Source organism: Streptomyces sp. NPDC046215, assembly GCF_040646215.1.
GTDB lineage: Bacteria > Actinomycetota > Actinomycetes > Streptomycetales > Streptomycetaceae > Streptomyces > Streptomyces stramineus.
In genome coordinates, this window is record NZ_JBEYZW010000103.1 from 1 (window position 1) to 23,822 (window position 23,822).

Sequence of the window (23,822 nt, forward strand, 5' to 3'; positions counted from 1 at the left end):
GCCCGCCCCGCCGCCGCTGCCGGCCAGGGGAGTCCGCCGGGCGCGGAATCCTCCGGGGTCACCCGCCCGCCTTCGCGCATCCGTCCGTTCTCAGCGACCCTTCGGCATCCGCATGCCCTTGGGCATCGGCCCCTTCGGGATCGGCATGTTGCTCATCAGGTCGCCCAGCGCGCGCAGCCGGTCGTTGACGATCGTCACCTGCGCACCCGGCAGCACCCGGGGCAGCTTGATCAGCGTCGTGCGCAGCTTCTTGATCGGCACCTGGCCCTCGCCGTCACCCACGAGGATGTCGTGCACCGGCACATCGGCGACGATCCGCGCCATGCGCTTCTTCTCGGCCGCCAGCAGGCTCTTGACGCGGTTGGGGTTGCCCTCCGCGACGAGCACGATGCCGGCCTTGCCGACCGCCCGGTGCACGACGTCCTGGCTGCGGTTCATCGCGACCGCCGGGGTCGAGGTCCAGCCTCGGCCGACGTTCTCCAGGACCGCCGCGGCAGCGCCCGGCTGGCCTTCGAGCTGCCCGAAGGCGGCGTGCTCGGCCCGGCGCCCGAAGACGATCGCCATCGCGAGGAAGGCCAGCAGGAAGCCCAGGATGCCCAGGTAGACCGGGTGATCGATCCAGAAGCCGATCGCGAGGAGGACACCGAAGGTGACGATTCCCACAGCCGCGACGACAAGACCGACCTTCGAGTCGACCTTTTTGGTCATCTTGTAGGTCAGGGCGATCTGCTTGAGTCGCCCGGGGTTCTCGGATGTTTCCTTCCTCGCCATAACCGCAGTTTACGTGGCCTGCGGGCCGGGGGCGGCCACGGCCTCCAGCACGTGCTGGGCCTCCCGCCGGTCCTTGGCCCGGCGGCGGTCCTCCAGCACCGCGGTCCAGGCGTTCCGGCGGGCCGTGCGCTGGCCACCGCGCATCAGCAGTCCCTCCAGAGCCCGCAGGGCGTCCGTGACGGACGGCGGCCGGACGGAGAGGGTGGCGGGCAGTGCGGAGAGCGGAGCGGAAGAGGCGCGAACCTGCGCGGCCTGCATGGCGGTGTCCCCTCGGAAGCGGAATGTGGCAGGGCGGCGGGGGGTGGGTCGAGCGAGGTGCGGTGGTGCTGATGCGGTGCGTACACCCATCGTCACTGAACGGTGTTACCAATGGATGACCTCGCGGTCAAACATCTATGAAACGTTGACGCGGCCCGTACCGTGCCCGCCGGGGAGGAGGGTCGGTACGGGCCGCGTCGAAAAGCAGCGCCGGAGCGGGGGCGGGCTCAGACCGCCTGCGCCGCGGCGGCCGCGCCGCGCCGCTCGATCGCCTGCTGGAAGAGCCGGCCCGCGCGGTACGAGGAGCGGACCAGCGGCCCGGACATCACACCGGAATAGCCGATCGCGTCGGCCTCGTCCTTGAGCTCCACGAACTCCTGCGGCTTCACCCAGCGCTCGACGGGGTGGTGCCGGGGCGTGGGGCGCAGGTACTGGGTGATGGTGATCAGCTCGCAGCCCGCCTCGTGCAGGTCGCGCAGCGCCTCGCTGACCTCCTCGCGGGTCTCGCCCATGCCCAGGATGAGGTTGGACTTGGTCACCAGGCCCGCCTCACGAGCCTTGGTGATGACCTCCAGCGAGCGCTCGTAGCGGAAGCCGGGGCGGATGCGCTTGAAGATCCGCGGCACGGTCTCGACGTTGTGCGCGAGGACCTCGGGGCGCGCGGAGAAGACCTCGGCCAGCTGCTCGGGCACCGCGTTGAAGTCGGGGATCAGCAGCTCGACCTTGGTGTGGCCGCCCTCGCGCTCCGCCGTCATCGCGTGGATCTGCCGCACGGTCTCCGCGTACAGCCAGGCGCCGCCGTCCGCCAGGTCGTCGCGCGCGACGCCCGTGATGGTGGCGTAGTTCAGGTCCATCGTGACGACGGACTCGCCCACGCGGCGCGGCTCGTCGAGGTCCAGCGCCTGCGGCTTGCCCGTGTCGATCTGGCAGAAGTCACAGCGCCGGGTGCACTGGTCGCCGCCGATGAGGAAGGTCGCCTCGCGGTCCTCCCAGCATTCGTAGATGTTCGGACAGCCGGCCTCCTGGCACACGGTGTGCAGGCCCTCGCTCTTCACGAGGTTCTGCATCTTGGTGTACTCGGGGCCCATCTTCGCCCGGGTCTTGATCCACTCGGGCTTGCGCTCGATGGGGGTCTGGCTGTTCCGGACCTCCAGGCGCAGCATCTTGCGTCCGTCGGGTGCGACAGCGGACACGTCCGGCTCCCTACGACTTCGATTCTTCGGCGGACACCAGGGTACGCCCGATATTTGTACGTCTTTACGTGCGGACCAACCTGTGGAGGCAGGGGGCCATTCCCGACCCGCGCCACCACAGCCTGCGGGGTTACCTCAGGTTCAGGGGGTGGCCGGGGCCGGGACCTGCCGGGGCAAGGGCTCCGCCGACTCCAGCACCTCGCTCAGCCGCTTCTCCACCACGGGCAGCACCTCGGCCACGGACACCCGGCGGCCCAGCTCGTTGGAGAGCGAGGTCACTCCCGCGTCGCGGATGCCGCACGGGACGATCCGGTCGAACCAGGTGTTGTCCGGATCACAGTTCACGGCGAAGCCGTGCATCGTCACGCCCTTGGCGATCCGGATGCCGATGGCCGCCAGCTTGCGGTCCTCGCGGCGCTGGCCGGCGTTGGAGGGCGCGTACTCCGGACCGTTGAGCCGGGGGTCGAACTCCTCGTCGTGCAGGCGCGGGTCGAAGTCCAGGCTGAGGCCGCCGGCCGCGGGGCGCTCGGCCACCGGGTCGCCGAGGACCCACACCCCGCTGCGGCCCTCGACCCGGGTGGTCTCCAGGCCGAAGTCCGCGCAGGCGAGGATCAGGGCCTCCTCCAGCCGGCGGACGTGCGCGATGACGTCCACCGGGCGCGGCAGCTTCAGGATCGGATAGCCGACGAGCTGCCCCGGGCCGTGCCAGGTGATCTTCCCGCCGCGGTCCACGTCGACGACGGGAGTGCCGTCCAGGGGGCGCTCACGGTCTTCCGTGCGCCGTCCCGCGGTGTAGACCGCTGGGTGCTCCAACAGAAGGCAGGTGTCGGGGATCTCGTCCGCGAAACGGCTCGCGTGGACCCGCCGCTGCTCCTGCCACGCCTCCTGATACTCGACGGCGTCCGCCCCGAAGCCCAGGTGGACAAAGCGCAGCTCACTCACGGCGGCTCCTCTTCGCATCCTCTTCGAACCTGCTCGAACGGCGAGGTGCGCATATAGCCGCATCTCACGCGTTTTCGAACGCTCTTATCGCGCCCTTGCCACTGTACGGCCGTCCGGGGGCATCGCTGCAGGCGGCCGGTGCGCCCGGACCCTCTTCCATGCCTATTTGATCTGTCCTCACACGATCGGATGAATGCGGGGCGAAGGTCGCGATCGGGGCGTTGGCCGACGCTAAGTTCGCGCCGTTCCACAACGCGATCAGGGAGACCGGCAGGCTGATGACGGAACGACCCCCGCAGCGCATCCCCAACCGTCAGCTCGCCGCATTGATCGCGGAGGCCGGCTTCTCCAACGCAGGGCTGGCTCGGCGTGTCGATCAATTAGGGCTGGAGCACGGCCTCGACCTGCGCTACGACAAGACGTCCGTCACCCGCTGGCTGCGCGGCCAGCAGCCGCGGGGGACGACGCCGGCGCTGATCGCCGAGGTCTTCACCCGCCGATTGGGACGACGGCTGTCCGCGCAGGATCTCGGGCTGGACGCCTGCGCGCCGGTGTACGCCGGGCTGGAATTCGCCGCCTCACCCGAAGAGGCCATTGACATCGTCAGCGGGCTGTGGCGGAAGGACTCCGGAAGCCACACCGAGCTGCGCAAGATCGCCTTCACCCCGGCCGGGCTGGTGGTGCCCAGCCGGGACTGGCTGATCGGCCGGGCCGACGAACGGGTGGCGCGCGGCGCGGCCCCCGCCCCGCTCGCCGAGGGCGGGGCCCGGGTGCCCGTCCAGGCCCGCGGGCTCCCGCCCCGGCAGCGCCACGTCGAGCGCGGGCCCGGCGGCCGGGTCTCGATGGGCGACATCTCCGCGCTGCGGTCGGTGGGCGAGCTGTTCCGCACCCTCGACCACGCGTACGGGGGCGGCCACGCCCGGCAGGCCCTGGTGCGCTACCTGGAGCACGAGGCCGAGCCGATGCTGCGCGGCACGTACGGGGAGGCCACCGGGCGGCGGCTCTTCGCGGCCGTCGCCGACCTCACCCGGCTCGCCGGGTGGACCTCGTACGACATCGCGGCACACGGCCTGGCACAGCGCTACTTCGTCCAGGCCCTGCGGCTCGCTCAAGCCGCCGGGGACCGCTCCTACGGCAGCTACGTGCTGATCACCATGAGCCGGCAGGCGGTGTACCTCGGGCACGGCCGGGAGGCGGTGCAGCTGGCCCGCGTCGCCCAGCAGGGCGTGGGGTCCGGGGCGCCGTCGGTGGTGCAGTCGCTGCTCCACGCGGTCGAGGCGCGCGGCCACGGCGTCCTCGGCGAGGTACGGGCCTGCTCCGCGTCGCTCGCCCGGGCGGAACGGGCCCTGGAGACCTCACGGCCCGGCGACGATGTGCCGTACTGGGCGCGGTTCTTCGACGAGGCCCAGCTGGCGGACGAGTTCGGGCACTGCCACCGCGACCTCCAGCAGTACCGGGCGGCGGCGCAGCACGCCGAGCGGTCCCTGCAACTGCGCAGCGCCGCCTACGCCCGCAGCAGGCTCTTCTGCCGGGTGGTGCTGGCCACCGCGCGGCTGGGGCTGGGCGAGCTGGAGCAGGCGTGCGCCCTGGGCGCGGAGGCGGCGGCACAGGCCGCCGAGATGCGGTCGGTACGGGCCCTGGAGTACGTCCGCGACTTCGAACGCAGACTGGAGCCGTACCGGGACGCGGCGGCGGTGCGCGGGTACCGGGAGAAGGTGGCACTGCTGTAGCGGCCGCAGGGCCGCGGCGGGGTGACCCCGCGCCCCAAAGGGGCGCGGGGAACTGCGCGACGAGCCACGGCGCACCCGCAGGGGACGCACCCGGCGGGGCATGGGGCGTGGGGCCGGGCCGACGGAGCCGCGCGGCTCCGCGCCGCAAGGGGGCGCGGGGAACTGCGCGACCAGCCACGACGCGCCCGCAGATCACGCACCCGGCGTCCGGCGGCGGGGCGCGGAGCGCAACCCGTACTACGCCGCCTGCAATTCCTCCGTCTCCGCCGCGTGCGGTGCGCGGATGCCCAGGTCCCGCAGGACCGCCAGCGCCGCGCGGCGGCCCGAGAACAGGGCCCCCTGCACCGTGCTGGTGTCACGGTGGTCGCCGCATACGTAGAGGCCGGACAGCAGCCGGACCGGGCGCCGGACGTCGTGGGGGGCCGGCATGGCCGGGACCGCGTCGGGGTCGTGGTGCGCGCCGAGGAGGTCCCAGCCCGCGGTGGACGTGCCGTAGACGCGGGCCAGCTGGGCGCGGGCCGCCCGGTCCAGCTCCGCCGTGGGCAGCCCGGCCGCCGCGCCCAGCACCGTCGAGGTGATCAGGGCCCGGCCGGCGGGCGCCCGGGACGGGTCGACCTCGCTGGCGACCATGGTGTGCGCGACCGGCCCCCGCCCCCCGGCGGCGATGATCAGCGACGCCTCGCGCAGCGGCGGCTCGGAGGCCGTGTGGTGCAGGACGGTCACGGGGTGGAAGTCCGGCAGCCGCAGGCCGGGGATCAGCTCGGCGGCGGCACGGGCACCGGTGGCCACGACCACCGACCGGCAGCGGATCTCCCCGTGCCCGGCGGTGCCGACGGAGGTCGTGCAGGCGGCCTTGGCGTGGATGCCCGTACGGACGGTGCCGGGTGGCAGCAGGGCCGCCAGCAGCTCGGGGACGGTGTCCGCCCCGCCGGCCGGCAGACAGAGGCGGCCGCGCGCGTAGCCGCGCAGGACGAGGTCGGCGCAGCGGCTGGACGTGGTGAGGTCCGGGTCGCACAGCAGGGACGCCAGCAGGGGCCGCAGGAAGCCCTCGACCGTGCGGGCGGGGAGGCCCCGGCCGGTGAGGGTGGCGGCGGTGGGCCGGTCCGGGCGGGCGAGGATCCGGTGGGCCGGCAGGGCGGCGAGCCGGGCCAGGGCGGTCCCCAGGCGGGCCTGGTCGAGCCCGCCGGTGCGGGAGGCCCGGGCGGCCGTCGCGAAGGCGCGGGCGGTGGTGAAGGCGCGCTTGCCGCCGAGGGGCTCCCCGGTGCGCTGGTTGCGCCCGTCGGCGTGGACGAGGACCCCGGGGGTGAAGGGGCGCAGGGTGAGGCCGCCGAGCCCCGGGGTGCGGAGCAGTTCCGGGAAGGCGGTGTTGAGCAGCTGCGCGGTGCGGTCGAGGCGGAAGTCGTCGATCCGGTCGGTGGTCATCCGGCCACCGACGTAAGGGGCGGCCTCCAGGACGGTGACCGTTACCCCGGCGGCCGTGAGCCGGTGCGCCGCGGAGAGCCCGGCCAGGCCGGCCCCCACGATGACGACGTCGGCGTCGTGTGCGGTCTCGCGTGCGCTGCTGAGCACGTGCCCTCCTGGGGATCGGTCCGCTCGCTCGGGGGCCTGATGCCCTCAACGGGCAGCGGCAATGCGCGATTTGCCTTGACCGTAGAGAGAAAATCGGTCAACAACAGTCGCGCACGGACAGAGCACGGTCGCACGGTGGTCGCACGGCCGTCGGCCCGGTGGCCCGGGCGGGGTCACCCCGGCTCCCCCAGCGCCGCGCGTACGGCGCTCTCGGCGGTCGGGCAGTCGAAGGAGAAGCCGGAGTCCAGCAGCCGGCGCGGGAGAACGCGCTGGCTGCCCAGGACGTCCCCGGCCAACTCGCCCAGAGCCAGCTTGAGCGCGGGCGCGGGGGCGGGGAAGAGCGTCGGCCGGCGCAGCACGCGCCCCATGACGGCGGTCATCTCGCGGTTGGTGACCGGATGCGGTGCCGTCAGATTGACCGGCCCGCTCACGTCACCGGAATCCAGGAGGTGGCGCAGCGCGGCGATGTGGTCGTCCAGGGCGATGAAGCTCCAGTACTGGCGCCCGTCGCCGAGCCGCCCGCCCAGGCCCAGCCGGAACAGCGGGAAGAGCTTCGCCCAGGCTCCGCCGCCGCGGGCCACGACCAGCCCGGTGCGCGCGTGGACGGTCCGCACCCCCGCCTCGGCCGCGGGCGCGGCGGCCTCCTCCCACTCCTGGCAGACGTCCGCGAGGAAGCCGTGGCCCGGTGGCGTGCTCTCGTCGGCGGGGCGGTCGCCGGTGTCCCCGTAGATGCCGATCGCGCTGCCGCTGACCAGGACGCGCGGCGGGGCATCGAGGGAGGCCAGGGCTTCGGCGACGGCGGCGGTGCCCAGGACCCGGCTGTCGCGGATCTCCTTCTTGTAGGCGGCGGTCCAGCGGTGGCCGCCGATGGGCGCGCCCGCCAGGTGCACCACGGCCTCGCACCCGGCGAGGCCGCCGGTGTCGACCCACTGCCGCTCCGGGTCCCAGGAGACCTCGCCCCGGCTCCGGGCGGGGCGGCGCACCAGGCGTACGACGCTGTGGCCGTCCGCCGTCAGGGAGCGCACGAGCGCCGTGCCGATGAGCCCGGTCGAGCCGGTGATCGCGATCCGCATGCCGCCCATCCTGCCCCGGCCGGGGGCCCGTATGCCGGAGCCTTACCGGCCCTCATTCCCGGAAGCGGTCCCACAGCCGGGGGAAGCGCTCCGCGAGCGCCTCGTCGTCCTCCGGGTCGAAGGGGGTGCCCTCGGGCTCCCGGGGCGGGGGCGGCAGCCCCAGGTCCGGGGTCTCGGCGCCGGTCAGCTGTTCGTACGCCTCGTCGGCCGCGTAGCCCAGGTCCTCGCCGTCGCCGTCGACCTCGTCGTCGAAGTCCTCCAGGAGCTCGGCGAGCTGGTCGGGGTCGTGGACCGCGCCCTCGAAGACCTCCCGGCCCTGGCCGATGAGCCAGCAGCGGAAGTAGTCGAAGACGTCGTCGCTCGCCCCGTTCAGCAGCACGGCGGCCGCGCCCCACAGCTCCCACAGGTAGGCGCGGTTGTAGCGGGCCTCGAAGTGCCGGGCGAAGTCCACCACGCGTTCGGGGTCGAGCTGCATCAGCCGTTCGACCAGCGCGTCGGCCTGCTCCTCGGCGTCGCCCTCGGCGGCCTCGCGGGAGCTGTCGATCAGCTCCCAGAACTCCGTCTCGTCCACGGGACCAGCATCGGGCAGGCGGCCGCGCCCCGCACGCGGAGCGGGAGGGATGCCGCCGTGTCGTTACCCGCGCGTAGCCGGACGGGGACCCGGCCGGATCCGGAAGTAATCCGGACAGCAGATGTCGGGATTGGCTGACAGGGTCGAAGAGGTACCGAGCGGCTCAGGGATCCGAGGGATCCGGAGGAGAGGGCAGACGTGGAGACAAGCAGGGCAACGGGAACCGCGGGCGCGCAGGCCGGGCCGCTGGCGGGGAAGGTGGCGCTCGTCGCCGGCGCGACCCGGGGCGCGGGCCGGGCCATGGCCGTCGAACTGGGCCGGGCCGGGGCCGTCGTCTACGCGAGCGGGCGCACCACCCGAGAGCACCGCAGCGAGGTCGGCCGGAGCGAGACCATCGAGGAGACCGCCGAACTGGTGACCGCGGCGGGCGGCACCGGCATCGCCGTGCCCACCGACCACCTGGACCCCGCGCAGGTCGACGCGCTCGTGGAGCGCATCGACCGCGAGCAGGGGCGGCTCGACGTCCTCGTCAACGACGTCTGGGGCGGTGACCACCTGATCGAGTTCGGCACGAAGTTCTGGGAGACGGACCTCGACAAGGGCTTGCGGATGCTGCGGCTCTCCATGGAGACCCACGCCATCACCAGCCATCGCGCGCTTCCCCTGCTGATCCGCCGGCCCGGGGGACTGGTGCTGGAGATCACCGACGGCACGGAGGAGTCCAACCGGACGTACCGCGAGAACCTGCTGTTCGACCTCGCGAAGTACGGGCCGATCCGGATGGCGTTCGGCCTCGCCCACGAGCTGAAGGAGTACGGCGGCACGGCCCTGGCGCTGACGCCGGGATACCTGCGCTCGGAGGCGATGCTGGAGCACTACGGCGTCACCGAGGAGACCTGGCGGGACGCGGTGGCCGAGGTTCCGCACTTCGCCATCGCCGAGTCCCCGGTGTTCATCGGCCGGGCCGCGGCGGCCGTCGCGGCCGACCCGGACAAGGCCCGCTGGAACGGGCGGTCCGTCTCCAGCGGCGAGCTGGCCAGGGTCTACGGCTTCACCGACGCGGACGGCTCGCGGCCGGACTGCTGGCGCTACTTCGAGGACGTCGTCTTCGGCGGCAAGGAGGCGAACGTGGAGGACTACCGGTAGCCGGGGGCCCGGGAGGACCTGTGCGCGGGCCCGGCGGCCCGCCCCGGCGTGGCGCCGCTGAGGCCGGCTGTCCCACGGCGTGGACTGCCGCCTGAGCGGGCTCGGCGAAGTCCTGTGCGGTTCAGCCGTGCCCGAAGGGGCGCGGGGAACCGCGCGACCAGCCGCAACGCACCCGCAGATGACGCGCCGACGTCCAGCGGGGTGCTCAGCCGTACAGCGCTGCTCCCCGCATCGCGGCCCCGGCGAACCGTTCGCGCAGCTCCGGCGGCTGGAGGATCTCCGCCTCCGGGCCGAGCGCGAGCAACTGCGCGTACGCCACCTCCAGCGTCTCCACGGGCAGGGACACGGTGGTCCGGCCCTCCCCGTCCGGCGGTCCGGCCGCCTCGACCGCCTCCAGCGCCGCCGTCCGGTCGGTGACGTGCGGCAGCCGCTGGACACCCTCGGGCGTCAGGCGCGCCACGACCCGCTCGCGCAGGATCGACCGGGCGAACTCCGCCGCCCGCCGCTCCCAGAACTCCGGCAGGTCGAACTCCTCCGTCCGCGAGAAGCGCTCCTCGCCCGCCGCCACGGCGGTGAAGCGGTCCACCCGGTAGACCCGGAAGTCCCCCTCGGCGCGGGCCGCCAGGTACCAGACGCCGGCCTTCAGGACGAGCCCGTACGGCTCCAGATCGCGTTCGACCTCGGTCTCCCCGCGGCGGTACCGGGCGGTCAGCCGGCGGTCGTCCCACACCGCGTCGGCGACCGCGGGCAGCAGCTCGGGCGGGTCGGCCCGCTGCCACCAGCCGGGAGCGTCCAGGTGGAAGCGCTGGGCCGCGCTCGCGGAGGCGTCGCCGAACTCGGGGAGCAGGGCCGCCGAGACCTTGAGCCGGGCGGCGGAGGCGGCGTCGGCGAGGCCCATCTCGCGCAGCGCGGACGGCACACCGGACAGGAACAGCGTCTCGGCCTCAGTGCGCCCGAGGCCGGTGAGGCGTGTGCGGTAGCCGCCGATGAGGCGGTAGCCCCCGGAGCGGCCGCGGTCCGCGTAGACGGGGATCCCCGCTTCGGACAGGGCGAGTACGTCCCGGGCGACCGTGCGCTCCGAGACTTCCAGCTGCCGGGCCAGCTCGGACCCCGTCATCGAGGTCCGCGACTGGAGCAGCAGCACCAGTTTGATCAGACGGGCTGCGCGCATGCGTCCATCATGCCCAGCGCCGACGGCACCAGCGCCGGCGAAGGGCTTCGCTCCGGGCCCCTCGGCGACGACAGGACCCCGCGCGCCGGCCAGGGCAATGGATGACGCACGGAGTCCTGCCCTCACCGCCGAACCACGCCGTGCTCACAGGACAGGGCGGCATGACATGGCTCGAACCGGCAGGACCGGATGGACGGGACGCTCAAGGCCCCGCGGAGACGATACGCCCGTGATCGATGATCGATCAATCCCGGGCGGCGGAAAAGCGGAAAACTTCGCCGACGGCAGGCGGACCGGGGTCAGATCCGGGGCGCGCAGCTGAGCACGTGGGTCTTCAGGAGCTCGCCGATGCGCGGGTCGCGCCGCCGGAACGCGGCCACGATCTCCGCGTGGTCCTCCGCGTGCGCCCGGGGCTCCGGGCTCAGCCAGCGGATCGACAGCGTCGTCCACACCTCGATGCCCAGCGACTCCCAGGTGTGCAGCAGCACGGCGTTGCCCGAGGCTTTGACGATCTCGCGGTGGAAGGCCACCGTGTGCCGCACCTGCGCCTCCCCGTCACCGGAGCGGTCCGCGGTGTACAGCGCGGCCACCGCGGGCTCCAGCGCCGAGACGTCCCCGGCGAGGACCGGCGCGGCCAGCTCGGCGGCCACCTGCTCCAGCCCGGCCCGCACGGGGTAGCTCTCCTTGAGGTCCGTGGCGGTGAGCTCGCGGACCCGCACGCCCTTGTTGGGCGAGGACTCGATCAGCCGCAGCGATTCCAGCTCGCGCAGCGCCTCGCGCACCGGCGTCTGGCTCACGGCGAGCTCGGCCGCGATGCGCCGCTCCACGATCCGCTCGCCCGGCTGCCAGCGCCCGCCGACGATCCCTTCGAGGATGTGCTCGCGGATCTGCTCGCGCAGCGAGTGCACGACGGGTGTGGCCATGGGTGCTCCTTAGCGGGGCGAGCGGGACAGGACGCCATTATTCCGGTGCCGGGGGCAGCGCAAAGGGCGCGGCCCCGGCCCGTACGGATACGGAGCCGGGGCCGCGCCCTTCGCAGGCGTGCTGCCTCACGGGGACGAGGCTCAGAGGCCGAGCTCGGCCTCGAACTCGGCGGCCTCCAGCAGCTGCTTGACCGTGGTCAGGTAACGGGCCGCGTCGGCGCCGTCCACCAGACGGTGGTCGTAGGAGAGCGCCAGGTACGTCATGTCACGGATGGCGATGGTCTCGCCGAGCTCCGGGTGGTTGATGACCACCGGGCGCTTGACGGTCGCACCGATACCGAGGATGCCGACCTGGTTCGGGGGCACGATGACCGTGTCGAACAGCGCACCGCGCGAGCCGGTGTTGCTGATCGTGAAGGTCGCGCCGGCCAGGTCGTCCGGGCTGATCTTGCCCGAGCGGACCTTGCCCGCGAGCTCCGCGGTCTTCTTGGAGATGCCCGCGATGTTGAGGTCACCCGCACCCTTGATGACCGGGGTCATCAGGCCCTTCTCCGAGTCGACGGCGATGCCGACGTTCTCGGAGTCGAAGTAGGTGATGGTGCCCTCGTCGTCGTTGATCCGGGCGTTGACGACCGGGTGGGCCTTCAGCGCCTGGACGGCGGCCTTGACGAAGAACGGCATCGGGGACAGCTTGACGCCCTCACGGGCGGCGAAGGCGTCCTTGGCCTTGTTGCGCATCCGCATGATCTTGGTGATGTCCACCTCGACCACGGAGGTCAGCTGCGCCTGACCGTGCAGCGCCTTCATCATGTTCTCGCCGATGACCTTGCGCATGCGGGTCATCTTCACCGTCTGGCCGCGCAGCGGCGACGCCTCGACGGCGGCGGCCTTCGGCGCGGCGGCGGCGGGCGCCGCGGCGGCCGGGGCAGCGGCGGCGGCCTTGGCGGCCTCGGCGGCGGTGATGACGTCCTGCTTGCGGATGCGGCCACCGACGCCGGTGCCCTGGACGGTCGCCAGGTTCACACCGTTCTCGGCGGCGAGCTTGCGCACCAGCGGCGTGACGTACGCGCCGTCCGTCGCCGCGGCGGCGGCCGGGGCCGGCGCCGGGGTGACCGGGGCCGGAGCGGCCGGAGCCGGGGCCGGGGCGGGCACGGGGGCGGACGGGACCGGGTCCGGAGCGGGCGTGGTGACCTGCTGCGGGGCCGGGGTCGTCGGCGCCTGCGGGGCCGGGGCCTCCTGCTTCGGGGCCTCCTGCTTCGGGGCCTCGGCCGGAGCCGGGGCGGCCGGGGCGGCGGGCGCGGCCGGAGCGGCACCCGCGGCGCCGATGACGGCGAGCTTGGCGCCGACCTCGGCGGACTCGTCCTCGGCGACCAGGATCTCGAGCAGGACGCCCGCGACCGGGGCCGGGATCTCGGTGTCGACCTTGTCGGTGGAGACCTCGAGCAGCGGCTCGTCGACGTCGACGCTCTCGCCGACCTCCTTGAGCCAGCGGGTGACGGTGCCCTCGGTGACGGACTCGCCCAGCGCGGGGAGCACGACCGGGGTGCCCTCGGAGCCACCGGCGGGGGCGGCCGCGGGGGCCTCCTCGGCGGGGGCGGCGGGGGCGGCGGGCGCCTCGGCGGCCGGGGCCGGAGCGGCCGGAGCCTGCTCGGCGGGGGCCTCGGTGGCGGCCGGAGCCTCGGCGGCGGGCGCGCCGGAGCCGTCGTCGATGACGGCCAGCTCGGCGCCGACCTCGACCGTCTCGTCCTCGGCGACCTTGATGGACGCGAGGACGCCGGACACGGGGGCCGGGATCTCGGTGTCGACCTTGTCGGTGGAGACCTCGAGCAGCGGCTCGTCGGCCTCGACGCGCTCACCCTCGGCCTTGAGCCAGCGGGTGACGGTGCCCTCGGACACGCTCTCGCCGAGCGCCGGCAGTGTTACGGAAACCGCCATGGTTGCGGTTGCTCCTTACGAGTAGTGCGGATGGTGGTGCGCTCGGGACTAGTCGTGCGCGTGCAGCGGCTTTCCGGCCAGGGCCATGTGGGCCTCGCCGAGCGCCTCGCTCTGCGTGGGGTGCGCGTGGACGAGCTGGGCGACCTCGGCCGGCAGCGCCTCCCAGTTGTAGATCAGCTGGGCTTCGCCGACCTGCTCACCCATACGGTCACCGACCATGTGGACGCCGACGACGGCACCGTCCTTGACCTGGACGAGCTTGATCTCGCCACCGGTCTTGAGGATCTTGCTCTTGCCGTTGCCCGCGAGGTTGTACTTCAGAGCGACGACCTTGTCCGCGCCGTAGATCTCCTTGGCCTTGGCCTCGGTGATGCCCACGGAGGCGACCTCGGGGTGGCAGTACGTCACCCGGGGCACGCCGTCGTAGTCGATCGGCACGGGCTTCAGGCCGGCCAGTCGCTCCGCTACCAGGATGCCCTCGGAGTAGCCGACGTGCGCGAGCTGGAGCGTCGGGACGAGGTCACCGACGGCCGAGATGGTCGGCACGTTGGTCTGCATGTACTCGTCGACCAGGACGAAGCCGCGGTCCATCGCGACGCCCTGCTCCTCGTAGCCCAGGCCCTGCGAGACCGGGCCGCGGCCGATGGCGACGAGCAGGATCTCGGCCTCGAACTCCTTGCCGTTGGCGAGGGTGACCTTGACGCCGTCGGCGGTGTACTCGGCCTTCTCGAAGAAGGCGCCGAGCGAGAAGTTGATGCCGCGCTTGCGGAAGGCGCGCTCCAGCAGCTTGGAGCTGTTCTCGTCCTCGACCGGGACGAGGTGCTTGAGGCCCTCGACGATGGTCACGTCGGTCCCGAAGGACTTCCACGCGGAGGCGAACTCGACGCCGATGACGCCGCCGCCCAGCACGATCGCGGACTTCGGCACGCGGTCCAGGAACAGGCCGTGGTCCGAGGAGATGATGCGGTCGCCGTCGATCTCCAGGCCCGGCAGCGACTTCGGCACGGAGCCGGTCGCCAGCAGGACGTGGCGGCCCTGGATGCGCTGACCGTTCACGTCCACCGAGGTCGGGGACGACAGGCGGCCCTCGCCCTGGATGTGGGTCACCTTGCGGGAGGCGATCAGGCCCTGCAGGCCCTTGTACAGGCCGGCGATGACGTCGTCCTTGTACTTGTGGACGGCCGCCATGTCGATGCCCTCGAAGGTGGCCTTCACACCGAACTGGCCGGCCTCGCGAGCCTGGTCCGCGATCTCGCCGGCGTGCAGCAGCGCCTTGGCGGGGATGCAGCCGTTGTGCAGGCAGGTGCCGCCGAGCTTGTTCTTCTCGATCAGAGCGACGTCCAGACCCAGCTGCGCTCCGCGCAGGGCAGCGGCGTAACCGCCGCTACCGCCTCCGAGGATCACTAGGTCGAAAACGGTGCTGGCGTCGTTCGCCACGTCACGTCCTCCATGCATGGAATACGCCGGAGCCGGTCGTCGATGACCGGGCGGCGGCTGTTGTTCGGCCGCTTTTACTTCGGCCCTGGGTCAAGTGGGGCCCTGTCCTGCCGAGACAACATCTTCGCACTTGTTGACGGACGGCGGGACGCCGGGCCGGGCTGTGGGACGACTGATGCGTCACCTTCAGGGGTTACTCGTGCGTACGATCATGCGGATTTCGTTACGGGCGAACGGATGCCGCGCGGTCCCGGGTGACCTGGGGCGAACCACCCGGGACCGTACAGATCGTGCGCACGTGCGAGCTGATCAGCCGAGGTCGCCCGCGGCGGTGTGCTCCGCCAGGCGGAGCAGGGTGCGGACCGCCGAGCCGGTGCCGCCCTTGGGGGTGTAGCCGTAGGGGGCGCTCTCGTGGAAGGCCGGACCCGCGATGTCCAGGTGCGCCCAGGTGATGCCCTCGCCCACGAACTCCTTCAGGAACAGGCCGGCGACCAGGCCGCCGCCCATCCGCTCGCCCATGTTCGCGAGGTCGGCGACGGGGGAGTCCATGCCCTTGCGCAGCTCGGCGGGGAGCGGCATCGGCCACGCCTGCTCGCCGACCTCCTCGGCGATCTCGTACAGCGCGGTGCGGAACGCGTCGTCGTTGCCCAGCACGCCGAACGTGCGATTGCCGAGCGCGAGCACCATGGCACCCGTCAGAGTGGCGACGTCCACGATCGCGTCGGGGTTCTCCTCCGAGGCGCGGACCAGGGCGTCGCCCAGGACCAGCCGGCCCTCGGCGTCGGTGTTGAGGACCTCGACGGTCTTGCCGCCGTACATCCGCAGCACGTCGCCGGGGCGGGTGGCGCTGCCGGAGGGCATGTTCTCCGCGAGGGCCAGCCAGCCGGTGACGTTGACGCGCACCCCGAGCCGGGCGGCGGCCACGACCGCGCCGAACACGGCGGCGGCGCCGGCCATGTCGCACTTCATCGTCTCGTTGTGGCCGGCCGGCTTCAGGGAGATGCCGCCCGAGTCGTAGGTGATGCCCTTGCCGACCAGGGCGAGCGTCTTCTCCGCCTTGGGGTGGGTGTACGCGATGCGCACCAGGCGCGGCGGGTTGGCCGAGCCCTGGCCGACGCCCATGATCCCGCCGAAGCCGCCCTTGAGCAGCGCCTTCTCGTCCAGCACCTCGACCTTGAGGCCGTGCTGCTTGCCGGCGGCCTGGGCCGCGGCGGCGAAGGACCTCGGGGTGAGGTCGTTGGGCGGGAGGTTGGTGAGGTCGCGGGCGCGGTTGACCTCCTCGGCGAGGACGGCGGCGCGCTCGGCGGCGGCCTTGAACGCCTTGTCGCGGGGCTTGGTGCCCAGCAGCGCGATCTCGGCCAGCGGGGCCCGCTTCGCGTCACCGGCCTTCTCGGCGCCCTCGGGGCGGTAGGTGTACGCGCCCAGGAGCGCGCCCTCCGCGACGGCGGCGGCGGCCGCGGCGTCCTCGACGGGCAGGGCGAACCCGGCCTTCTTGGTGCCCGTCAGCGCGCGGGCCGCGGAGCCCGCGGCACGGCGCAGCGCCTCGTGGTCGAAGCCCTCGTCCTTCGCCGGGGCGTCACCGAGGCCGACCGCCAGCACGACCGGGGCCTTGAGCCCGGACGGTGCGGGGAGCTTGGTCGTCTCGCCCTCGCCGCCGGTGGCGCCGAGGGTCTCCAGGACGCCTGCGAGCTTGCCGTCGAACGCCTTGTCCACGGCTTCGGCGCCGGGTGCGAGGACGGGGCCCTTCGGGCCCTTCGCCACACCGACGACGACGGCGTCCGCGCGCAGCGTCGCCGCACTGGAAGTGCTGAGAGTCAGAGCAGACACGGTGGTGGGGTCCCTACTTCCGTTGGATTTGCTCGGCCGATGGGTGGGTGGGCCGGCCGCACCCTGGGCATCGTATGCCGCCGGATACCGGGCCAAAGGGCTCGGGTCCGACCCCAACGTAGCGCCGGATGCAGGCGGAATGCCCCCATCCGGCTTTCAGCCGAGAGCGAGGGCGACCAGGGCGGCGGTCGCCGAGGTCTCCGCCAGGGAGCCGAAGACGTCCCCGGTCACCCCGCCGAACCGCCGCACGCAGTGCCGCAGCAGCAGTTCCCCGGCCAGGAGGGCGAGCAGCGCCGCCACGGCCGTGTGTGCCGCCCCGTACGCCCCGAAGGGCGCACCGGTACCGGCCGCCGCGGCGGTGGTCAGGGCCGCCACCGCCAGGGCGGCCCGCACCGGGACGGCGCCGGCCACGGCCGCCCCCAGGCCCTCGGGCCGGGCCGGCGGCACCCCCGCCCGGCAGGCCAGGGTCAGGGAACACCGGGCGGCGAGCGCCGCCGTGACCGCCGCGAGGGCGCCGGGTGCCGCTCCGTCCGCGTAGAGCTCGGCGAGGGCCGCGACCTGCGCGAGGAGGACCAGCAGCAGGGTGACGACGCCGAACGGGCCGATGTCGGACTGCTTCATGATCCGCAGGGCGGCGTCGGCGGGCTTGGCGCTGCCGAGCCCGTCGGCGACGTCCGCGAGGCCGTCCAGGTGGAGCCCCCGGGTGAGGGCCGCGGGGAGCGCGACCGAGGCCACGGCCGCGAGCAGCGGCCCCGAGCCCAGCAGCAGGAGGAGGGCGCCGGCCGCGCCCGCGCACCCGCCCACGACGAGCCCGGCGAGCGGCGCCGCGAGCATGCCGCCGCGGGCCGCGGGCCGGTCCCAGCGGGTGAGGCGCACGGGCAGCGCGGTCAGGGTGCCGAAGGCGAAGCGGAGCGCGTCGCCCGGGGAGGCGCCGGGGGTGGCACCGGCGGGAGGCGTGTCGGTCATCGCGGGCACCCTATCCCGGTGGCCGCGGGCAGTAGGTTGCAGGTGAGACGCCTTTTCGGGGACGGAGTTCCATGGGTCAGTGGTGGGGCCGCAACATCGTCGAGCCGGGCAAGCTGCCCCTGTTGCTCGCGCTGGCCGCGTTCGTCCTGACCTTTCTGGTCACCCGGGTCATCACCCGTCTCATCCGCGCGGGCAAAGGCCCCTTCCGCAACATCAGCCCCGGCGGGATACACGTGCACCATGTGGTGCCCGGGGTGGTGCTGATGGTGATCGGTGGCTTCGGCGCGGTCGGCTCGGGGCGGCACGGCTTCGGGGCCGCGGCGTCGGCGGTGCTGTTCGGCACCGGCGCGGGCCTGGTGCTGGACGAGTTCGCGCTCGTCCTCCACCTGGACGACGTCTACTGGACCGAGCAGGGCCGCAAGAGCGTCGAGATAGTGGTGCTGACGGCGGCCCTGGTGGGCCTGATGCTCTCCGGCTTCCTGCCGTTCGGGGTCAACGAGCTGACCCCCGGCGAGCTGAAGAACCGCAGCATCGTGGTGACCAACTTCCTCGTCAACTTCCTCATCGCCCTCTTCGCCCTGGCCAAGGGCAAGCCCCGCTTGGCCGTGATCGGCTGCGTGGTGCCGCTCGTGGCGCTCGTGGGCGCCGTGCGGCTCGCCCGCCCCAACTCGCCGTGGGCGCGGCGCTTCTACCGCCACCGCCCCCGGGCCCGCCGCAAGGCGCGGATGCGCGCCTACCGCCACGACGCCCGGTGGGAGGCGGCCCGCAACAAGGTTCACGACCTGCTGGCCGGCGCCCCCGACCGCTGACCGCCCCGGGGGCCCGCCCGGTGGGCGTCCCGCCGGGGCTCGCGCCGCCTGCGCACCTCGTCCGCGACGCACAGCGCCAGCATCGCCGCCACGGCCGCCACGTGCTCCTTGCCCGCCAGGTTCGGCTTGACGAACACCTCCACCACCATCGCCACGACCACGAACGCGCAGGTCAGCCACGCTCGGTAGCGCCACGCCACATACACCGCGAGCCCCACCACGGCCGCCGACGGGCCGGTGTCGACGACCTTGGCGGCCTCCGCCGGCAGGCCGAAGGGGGAGTCGGGCCCTATGTGGATCGCCAGCCGCGCGTACATCGTCCCGGCGAGGGTGGCGACGTAGGCGATGGCCAGCGTCCGCCACCGGCCCAGGCAGATCTCCGCGACGCCGAAGACCAGCAGGACCTGCGCCAGGGCTCCCCACACGGGCAGGTCCAGCGCGGGGACGAACAGCGAGAGCGGGGTCCGCAGCAGCGCCAGCCACCAGGGCAGCTGGGCCTGCACCGACCCCAGCTTCTGCACCGGCTCGAAGCCCCAGGGCTGGTTCTGGACGATCTGGAAGGCCGAGGTCAGGGCAACGGCCGAGAGGGTCATCGGGATCGCCCGGAACCTCCGGCGGACGAGCGCATGCCGGACGGTCCCGGCGAGCGGACCCCACTCCGTGCGCGCGGCGCGACGCAGCGCCGCCCGGTTCACCGCCGGCTCGCCAAGTGCTTGCGGTTGAGCCACTTGGGCAGGCCGGGCGCTTCGAGGAAGCCCTCGGCCCGGGCGCTCGCGATGCCGATGCGCAGCAGATCACTGCTCTTCTCGAACAGCATGAAACGAGGTTCCCAGATCGGGCGGTACTTCGCATTTGCCCGGTAGAGGGACTCGATCTGCCACCAGCGGGAGAAGAAGCTGAGCAGCGAGCGCCACAGGCGCAGCACCGGGCCTGCGCCCAGCCTGGCGCCCCGCTCGAAGACCGAGCGGAACATCGCGAAGTTCAGCGACACCTGGGTGATGCCCAGCCCCTTGGCCTGCTGGAGCAACTCGATGACCATGAACTCCATCAGGCCGTTCTCGGAGTCCCGGTCGCGCCGCATCAGATCCAGCGACAGGCCCTCGGGCCCCCACGGCACGAAGCTCAGCACCGCCCGCAGCTCGCCCTTGCCGTCGTGGCACTCCAGCATCACGCAGCGGCCGTCGGCCGGGTCGCCGAGCCGGCCCAGGGCCATGGAGAAGCCGCGCTCGGTCGCCCCGTCGCGCCAGTCGTCGGCGCGGCGCAGCAGCTCGGCCATCTCCTCCTCGGGGATGTCCTCGTGCCGCCGGATCCGCACGGTGTAACCGGCGCGCTTGACGCGGTTGAACGCCTGGCGCACCGTCCGCATCGCCCGCCCCTCCAGGGTGAACTCGGCGGTGTCCACGATCGCCTCGTCGCCGATCTCCAGGGCGTCCAGGCCGTGCCGGGCGTAGATGGTGCCGGCCTCCTCGCTCGCGCCCATCACGGCGGGGATCCAGCCGTGCTCGCGGGCCTCGGTCAGCCACGGCTCGATGGCCCCGGGCCACGCCTCGGGGTCGCCCAGGGGGTCGCCGGAGGCCAGGGAGACCCCGCCGACGACGCGGTAGGTGACGGCGGCCTTGCCGCTGGGGGACCAGATGACGCTCTTCTCGCGGCGCAGCGCGAAGTAGCCGAGTGAGTCGCGGTCGCCGTGCCGCTCCAGCAGGGCGCGCAGCCGCTCCTCGTCCTCGGGCGTCAGCGGGTCGGTGGCCCGCCGGGCCCGGAACGCCGCGTACACCACGGCGAGCAGCAGGAACGTGCTCATCACGTTGATGAAGACGTCGACCCAGCCGGGGATGTCGATGCCCGGGTAGCCGCTGTCGTCGGCGGCCAGGCTGATCAGCCGCATGAATCCGTAGTGCCACCGGTCCAGGAAGGTGGAGCGGTAGGCGTCGCCGGCGTCGTTGGTGACCGTCACCAGCAGGGCGGCGGTCAGCGAGGTGACGAGCAGCCCGCCGGCCGCGACGAGGGAGGCCAGCTTCGGGTTGGCGCGGTCGCCCTTGGCGTAGAACTCCCGCCGCCCCACCAGCAGGGCGGCCACGAACAGCGCGGTCGCCACCAGGGAGAACCAGTTCAGCGCGTGCTGGTTGAACTCCCGGTAGAACATCGCGGACGCCAGGAGCAGCAGGAGCAGCCCCGCCAGCACCAGGTTGAGGATCCACGACGCGCGCTTGCGCCGGCGCAGGGTGACCGCCATGACCAGCGACCACAGGGCCGACGCGAAGCCCGCCGTCAGCAGGTACGGGGTGAAGAATTCCTCGACGTTGTGCCGCCGGATGTCCGCGCCGAACGACACCCATACCGCGCCGAGCAGATTGACGAACGTGACGACGCGCAGGTACCACACGGCGAAAGCGGCGGCGCGCCGTGGCCGGAGGCCACGCTGCGCACCTTCATCCGGAGTCACTCGGACTTCTCCCATGAAAAGTGATCATATGGGGCGCGATCCGCGGCGGGAGCCCGGAACGCCCCGGCCGTCCGGCCGGGGGTCCGCCCCGAGGCCACCCGGGACCAGGTGTCCTCAGGAGCGCTCGGGAAGCTCCGCCGCCAGGGCCGCGGCCGCCTGCACCAATGGCAGTGCGAGCAGCGCCCCTGTCCCCTCGCCCACTGTGACGCCGTGATCGAGCAAAGGGTTGAGCGCGATCCGGTCCAGCGCCTTCGCCTGCGCCGGGTCGCCGCTGGCCTGCCCGGCCAGCCACCAGTCCGGCGCCCGGAACGCCACGCGCTGCGCGACCAGGGCGCACGCCGCCGAGACGGCTCCGTCGAGGATGACGGGCGTGCGGCGCACCGCGCTCTGCAGCAGGAAACCGGTGGCGGCGGTGAGGTCCGCGCCGCCGCTGGCCGCCAGCAGTTGCAGCTGGTCGCCGAGGACCGGCCGGGCGCGCCGCAGGGCGTCCCGGATCGCGGCGCACTTGCGCATCCAGGCGAGGTCGTCGATGCCCGCGCCGCCGCGGCCGGTCACCACCGACGCGTCCGTGCCGCACAGAGCGCCGACCAGGGTCCCGGCGGCGGTGGTGCCGCCGACGCTGAGGTCGCCGAGGACCACCAGATCCGTGCCGGAGTCCGCCTCCTCGTCCGCGATGGCCATGCCGGCGCGGAAGGCCGTCTCCGCCTCCTCGGCGGTCAGCGCGTCCTCGACGTCGATCCGGCCCGAACCGCGCCGGACCCGGTGCCGGGTGACGTCCTCGGGGAGCTCGGCCGGGTCGCAGTCCACGGACATGTCGACGACGCGCAGCCGCGCGCCGAACCGCCGGGCCAGCACCGCGGCGGGGCTCTCCCCGGCCAGGGCGGCCCGCACGAGCTCCGCCGCACCGCCCGCCGGCCCGGCGGACACGCCCAGCTGTGCGACGCCGTGGTCGCCGGCGAACAGCAGGGCGGTGACCCGCTCGACCGGCTTCACCGGCACGCCGCCCTGCGCCGCGGCGAGCCACTCGCCGAGCTCGTCCAGCCGCCCCAGCGCCCCGGGCCGGGGCCCGACCCGCTCCCGCCGCTCCTCGGCGTCCCGCCGGATCCCGGGGTCGGGCCGCTCGATCAGTGTGGCGAAATCATCAAGATTCAGACCGCTCATCGGTCGAACCCTACCCGCAGCGGCTGCCCCTACCCGTACGGCTGCGGGTCCCTCGCTGCGGTGTCCTGCTCGCGGACCGGCCCGGGCCGGGGTGCCGTCCTCAGCCGCCGGACGGGCTGAGGAGCGGCGCGCTCGGGCATGCCTTCCGGGGACGGCCGGGGCGCGCGGGGGCTGTGAGGTTTTGTCCTCAAGCGCCGGACGGGCTGGAAACGAGCCTGTTCGGGGGCGCGGGGTACCTTGCGGCGGTGGCCGGGGTGAGGTGGGGGCGCGCGGCCCTGGAGTGCCGGCCCCAGACGCCGGACGGGCTGGAGGCGGACAGCGAAGGACGGACCGTCCGGCCAATCCAGCCCGTCCGGGGGCACCTCCCAGCGGTAGCTGGGGGAGTTTGAGGACAAGCCGTGCGCCGCGCAGCGGCGAGGCTTGCCCACGGCGGGCCGTCAGCCGCAACGCAGACGCCCGCCCGACGACGACGAAGCCGGCCGCGCAGCGGCACGGCGAACCCGCCAAGCGCGCAGCGCCAAGGCGAACCGCCGGCTAACGCAACGGCACCGCCTGGCCCGCCACCACCAGCAGCACGTGCTCGCACTCCCCGGCGAGCCGCGCGTTCAGCCGGCCGAGCGCGTCGCGGAAGCGGCGGCCCGACGCCGTTGCCGGGACGACCCCCGAGCCCACCTCGTTGCTCACCGCCACCACCGTGCGCCGGGTGCCGCGCACCGCCGCCACCAGGGCGTCCACCCGCTCGGCCAGGGCCGCCGCGCCGCCGTCGTCCCAGGTCTCGTCCGTCCACGCCCCGACGGAGTCCATCGCGTCCGTCAGCCACAGCGCGAGGCAGTCGATCAGAAGGGGCGGGCCGTCGGCCGTCAGCAGGGGGATCAGGTCACAGGTCTCGACGGTCCGCCAGGAGCCGGGCCGGCGCTCGCGGTGCAGGGCCACCCGCGCCGCCCATTCCGGGTCGCCCTCGCGCGTCCCGCCGGTGGCGACGTAGAGGACGTCGGGGAAGGACTCCAGCCGCCGCTCGGCCTCCACCGACTTGCCGGACCGGGCGCCGCCCAGCACCAGCGTGCGCCGGGGCAGGTCCGGCACGGCGTGGTAGTCGCCGACGAGCAGGGCCGCGCCGTCCGGCACGGCCCGCGCGCCCGCCGCCGCGAGCCGGCGCCGCAGCTCCTCGCCGGGGGGCGCGTCGTGGCCGAGGTGGACGCCGATGACGTCCGTCGTCGCCCCGACGGCACCGGAGGCCCGCAGCCGGGCCAGCGCGTCCGGCCGCCCCAGGACGTCGAGCAGCACCATGTCGTACGGGCCGGGGGCGCCGGCGTCCCCCGCGTGCCCGGAGTTGCCCGCCAGCCCGGCCGGTGCCGCGCCGGGCGGCAGGTACAGCAGCCGTTCGCCTTCGGGGGCCGTCACCTCGTAGCCGGTGCCCGGCGCGTCGAGGGCGACCGCCCGCACCCGGTGTCCGCTGATGAGCGACAGCTCGCGCCCGTCGGGCACCCGCCCCGGCGCGGGCAGGCCCGCCGGGAGCTCGACGGCCGGACCGTCGTGCGGGTGCGAGAGCAGCACCTGCCGCACCCCGCCGATCGACCGCCCCGCGCGGGCGGCGGCGAACGCCGGCCCCGGGGTCAGGTCCAGGAGCAGCGCCCCGTCGATGAGCAGCGCGGTCGCGGCCCGGGTGCCGTCGCCGACGGCGACGGCACAGCGGGCGCAGGGACAGCCGGGGCGCGGCAGCCCTTCGGGGGCTCCGGTGCCGAGGAGAGTGAGTTCCACGCACTGATCGTCTCGCGTCCGCGCACGGCGGGCGCGCCGGGCTCACCCTTTCTCCCCCAGCTACCGCTGGGAGGTGCCCCCGGACGGGGGGGGGGTGGGGGGGGGCCCCCCCGGACCCACCCCCCCCCCCCCGGTCGCC

The 23,822-nt window shown here is 73.7% G+C and carries 20 protein-coding genes; 3 read left to right on the forward strand and 17 right to left on the reverse strand.

Annotated elements, in window-relative coordinates; translation table 11 throughout:
• Window positions 1-90 precede the first annotated feature (90 nt).
• From ABZ951_RS29680 to lipB, 4 genes are all read right to left on the reverse strand, one after another.
• Window positions 91-771, reverse strand: a complete 681-nt coding sequence (locus ABZ951_RS29680) for a DUF4191 domain-containing protein (protein WP_344089711.1) — start codon at window positions 769-771, stop codon at window positions 91-93.
• Window positions 772-780: 9 nt separating this feature from the next.
• A complete protein-coding gene (locus tag ABZ951_RS29685; protein ID WP_344089712.1) occupies window positions 781-1,029 on the reverse strand; it encodes a hypothetical protein in 249 nt (82 codons plus the stop codon).
• A 227-nt stretch (window positions 1,030-1,256) separates the two neighbouring features.
• Window positions 1,257-2,222 carry a lipoyl synthase gene (lipA, locus tag ABZ951_RS29690; protein WP_344089713.1) on the reverse strand — a complete coding sequence of 322 codons (966 nt, stop codon included), beginning with the start codon at window positions 2,220-2,222 and terminating at the stop codon, window positions 1,257-1,259.
• A gap of 141 nt (window positions 2,223-2,363) precedes the next feature.
• Window positions 2,364-3,164, reverse strand: a complete 801-nt coding sequence (gene lipB, locus ABZ951_RS29695) for a lipoyl(octanoyl) transferase LipB (protein ID WP_344089715.1) — start codon at window positions 3,162-3,164, stop codon at window positions 2,364-2,366.
• A 278-nt stretch (window positions 3,165-3,442) separates the two neighbouring features.
• Between lipB and ABZ951_RS29700 the strand changes: the two genes are divergently transcribed.
• Window positions 3,443-4,894, forward strand: a complete 1,452-nt coding sequence (locus ABZ951_RS29700; protein WP_344089729.1) for a regulator — start codon at window positions 3,443-3,445, stop codon at window positions 4,892-4,894.
• Window positions 4,895-5,131: 237 nt separating this feature from the next.
• On the opposite strand, the gene ABZ951_RS29705 is transcribed toward ABZ951_RS29700, so the two are convergent.
• The 3 genes from ABZ951_RS29705 to ABZ951_RS29715 all read right to left on the reverse strand — a co-directional run bounded on the left by ABZ951_RS29705 (window position 5,132) and on the right by ABZ951_RS29715 (window position 8,107).
• Window positions 5,132-6,463, reverse strand: coding sequence for an NAD(P)/FAD-dependent oxidoreductase (locus ABZ951_RS29705; RefSeq protein WP_344089717.1), 1,332 nt, complete (start codon window positions 6,461-6,463; stop codon window positions 5,132-5,134).
• 173 nt (window positions 6,464-6,636) lie between these two features.
• Window positions 6,637-7,545, reverse strand: coding sequence for a TIGR01777 family oxidoreductase (locus ABZ951_RS29710; protein WP_344089718.1), 909 nt, complete (start codon window positions 7,543-7,545; stop codon window positions 6,637-6,639).
• 43 nt (window positions 7,546-7,588) lie between these two features.
• Window positions 7,589-8,107, reverse strand: a complete 519-nt coding sequence (locus ABZ951_RS29715) for a DUF4240 domain-containing protein (RefSeq protein WP_344089719.1) — start codon at window positions 8,105-8,107, stop codon at window positions 7,589-7,591.
• A 198-nt stretch (window positions 8,108-8,305) separates the two neighbouring features.
• On the opposite strand from ABZ951_RS29715, the gene ABZ951_RS29720 reads away from it, so the two are divergent.
• Window positions 8,306-9,253: an SDR family oxidoreductase gene (locus ABZ951_RS29720; protein ID WP_344089720.1), complete on the forward strand. Its 948-nt coding sequence runs from the start codon at window positions 8,306-8,308 to the stop codon at window positions 9,251-9,253.
• A 205-nt stretch (window positions 9,254-9,458) separates the two neighbouring features.
• Here ABZ951_RS29720 and ABZ951_RS29725 read toward each other — a convergent pair whose 3' ends face one another.
• The 6 genes from ABZ951_RS29725 to ABZ951_RS29750 all read right to left on the reverse strand — a co-directional run bounded on the left by ABZ951_RS29725 (window position 9,459) and on the right by ABZ951_RS29750 (window position 17,512).
• Window positions 9,459-10,424, reverse strand: coding sequence for a WYL domain-containing protein (locus tag ABZ951_RS29725; protein ID WP_344089721.1), 966 nt, complete (start codon window positions 10,422-10,424; stop codon window positions 9,459-9,461).
• A 299-nt stretch (window positions 10,425-10,723) separates the two neighbouring features.
• The gene (locus ABZ951_RS29730; protein WP_344089722.1) at window positions 10,724-11,347 is read right to left on the reverse strand and encodes a GntR family transcriptional regulator; all 624 of its coding nucleotides are present in this window, start codon (window positions 11,345-11,347) and stop codon (window positions 10,724-10,726) included.
• A gap of 141 nt (window positions 11,348-11,488) precedes the next feature.
• Entirely contained in the window at window positions 11,489-13,282 is a 1,794-nt protein-coding gene (gene sucB / locus ABZ951_RS29735; RefSeq protein ID WP_361281170.1) for a 2-oxoglutarate dehydrogenase, E2 component, dihydrolipoamide succinyltransferase, read from the reverse strand.
• Between the two features lie 48 nt (window positions 13,283-13,330).
• Complete coding sequence (lpdA, locus tag ABZ951_RS29740; protein ID WP_344091461.1) at window positions 13,331-14,719, reverse strand: dihydrolipoyl dehydrogenase; 1,389 nt, start codon at window positions 14,717-14,719, stop codon at window positions 13,331-13,333.
• A 309-nt stretch (window positions 14,720-15,028) separates the two neighbouring features.
• A complete protein-coding gene (locus ABZ951_RS29745; protein WP_344091464.1) occupies window positions 15,029-16,546 on the reverse strand; it encodes a leucyl aminopeptidase in 1,518 nt (505 codons plus the stop codon).
• Window positions 16,547-16,702: 156 nt separating this feature from the next.
• Window positions 16,703-17,512, reverse strand: a complete 810-nt coding sequence (locus tag ABZ951_RS29750) for an adenosylcobinamide-GDP ribazoletransferase (RefSeq protein ID WP_361281174.1) — start codon at window positions 17,510-17,512, stop codon at window positions 16,703-16,705.
• 71 nt (window positions 17,513-17,583) lie between these two features.
• Here ABZ951_RS29750 and ABZ951_RS29755 point away from each other — a divergent pair, with 71 nt between their 5' ends.
• Entirely contained in the window at window positions 17,584-18,321 is a 738-nt protein-coding gene (locus tag ABZ951_RS29755) for a hypothetical protein (protein WP_344091469.1), read from the forward strand.
• On the opposite strand, the gene ABZ951_RS29760 is transcribed toward ABZ951_RS29755, so the two are convergent.
• The 4 genes from ABZ951_RS29760 to ABZ951_RS29775 form a co-directional block, all read right to left on the reverse strand.
• Window positions 18,288-19,016, reverse strand: a complete 729-nt coding sequence (locus ABZ951_RS29760) for a hypothetical protein (protein ID WP_344091592.1) — start codon at window positions 19,014-19,016, stop codon at window positions 18,288-18,290. The genes ABZ951_RS29755 and ABZ951_RS29760 overlap by 34 nt on opposite strands.
• Window positions 19,013-20,779: a phosphatidylglycerol lysyltransferase domain-containing protein gene (locus tag ABZ951_RS29765; RefSeq protein ID WP_344091471.1), complete on the reverse strand. Its 1,767-nt coding sequence runs from the start codon at window positions 20,777-20,779 to the stop codon at window positions 19,013-19,015. Before ABZ951_RS29765 ends, ABZ951_RS29760 begins: the two co-directional genes overlap by 4 nt.
• A 99-nt stretch (window positions 20,780-20,878) precedes the next feature.
• Entirely contained in the window at window positions 20,879-21,925 is a 1,047-nt protein-coding gene (locus tag ABZ951_RS29770) for a nicotinate-nucleotide--dimethylbenzimidazole phosphoribosyltransferase (protein WP_344091474.1), read from the reverse strand.
• A gap of 534 nt (window positions 21,926-22,459) precedes the next feature.
• Window positions 22,460-23,683: a bifunctional adenosylcobinamide kinase/adenosylcobinamide-phosphate guanylyltransferase gene (locus tag ABZ951_RS29775; RefSeq protein WP_344091476.1), complete on the reverse strand. Its 1,224-nt coding sequence runs from the start codon at window positions 23,681-23,683 to the stop codon at window positions 22,460-22,462.
• Between the last annotated feature and the right edge of the window lie 139 nt (window positions 23,684-23,822).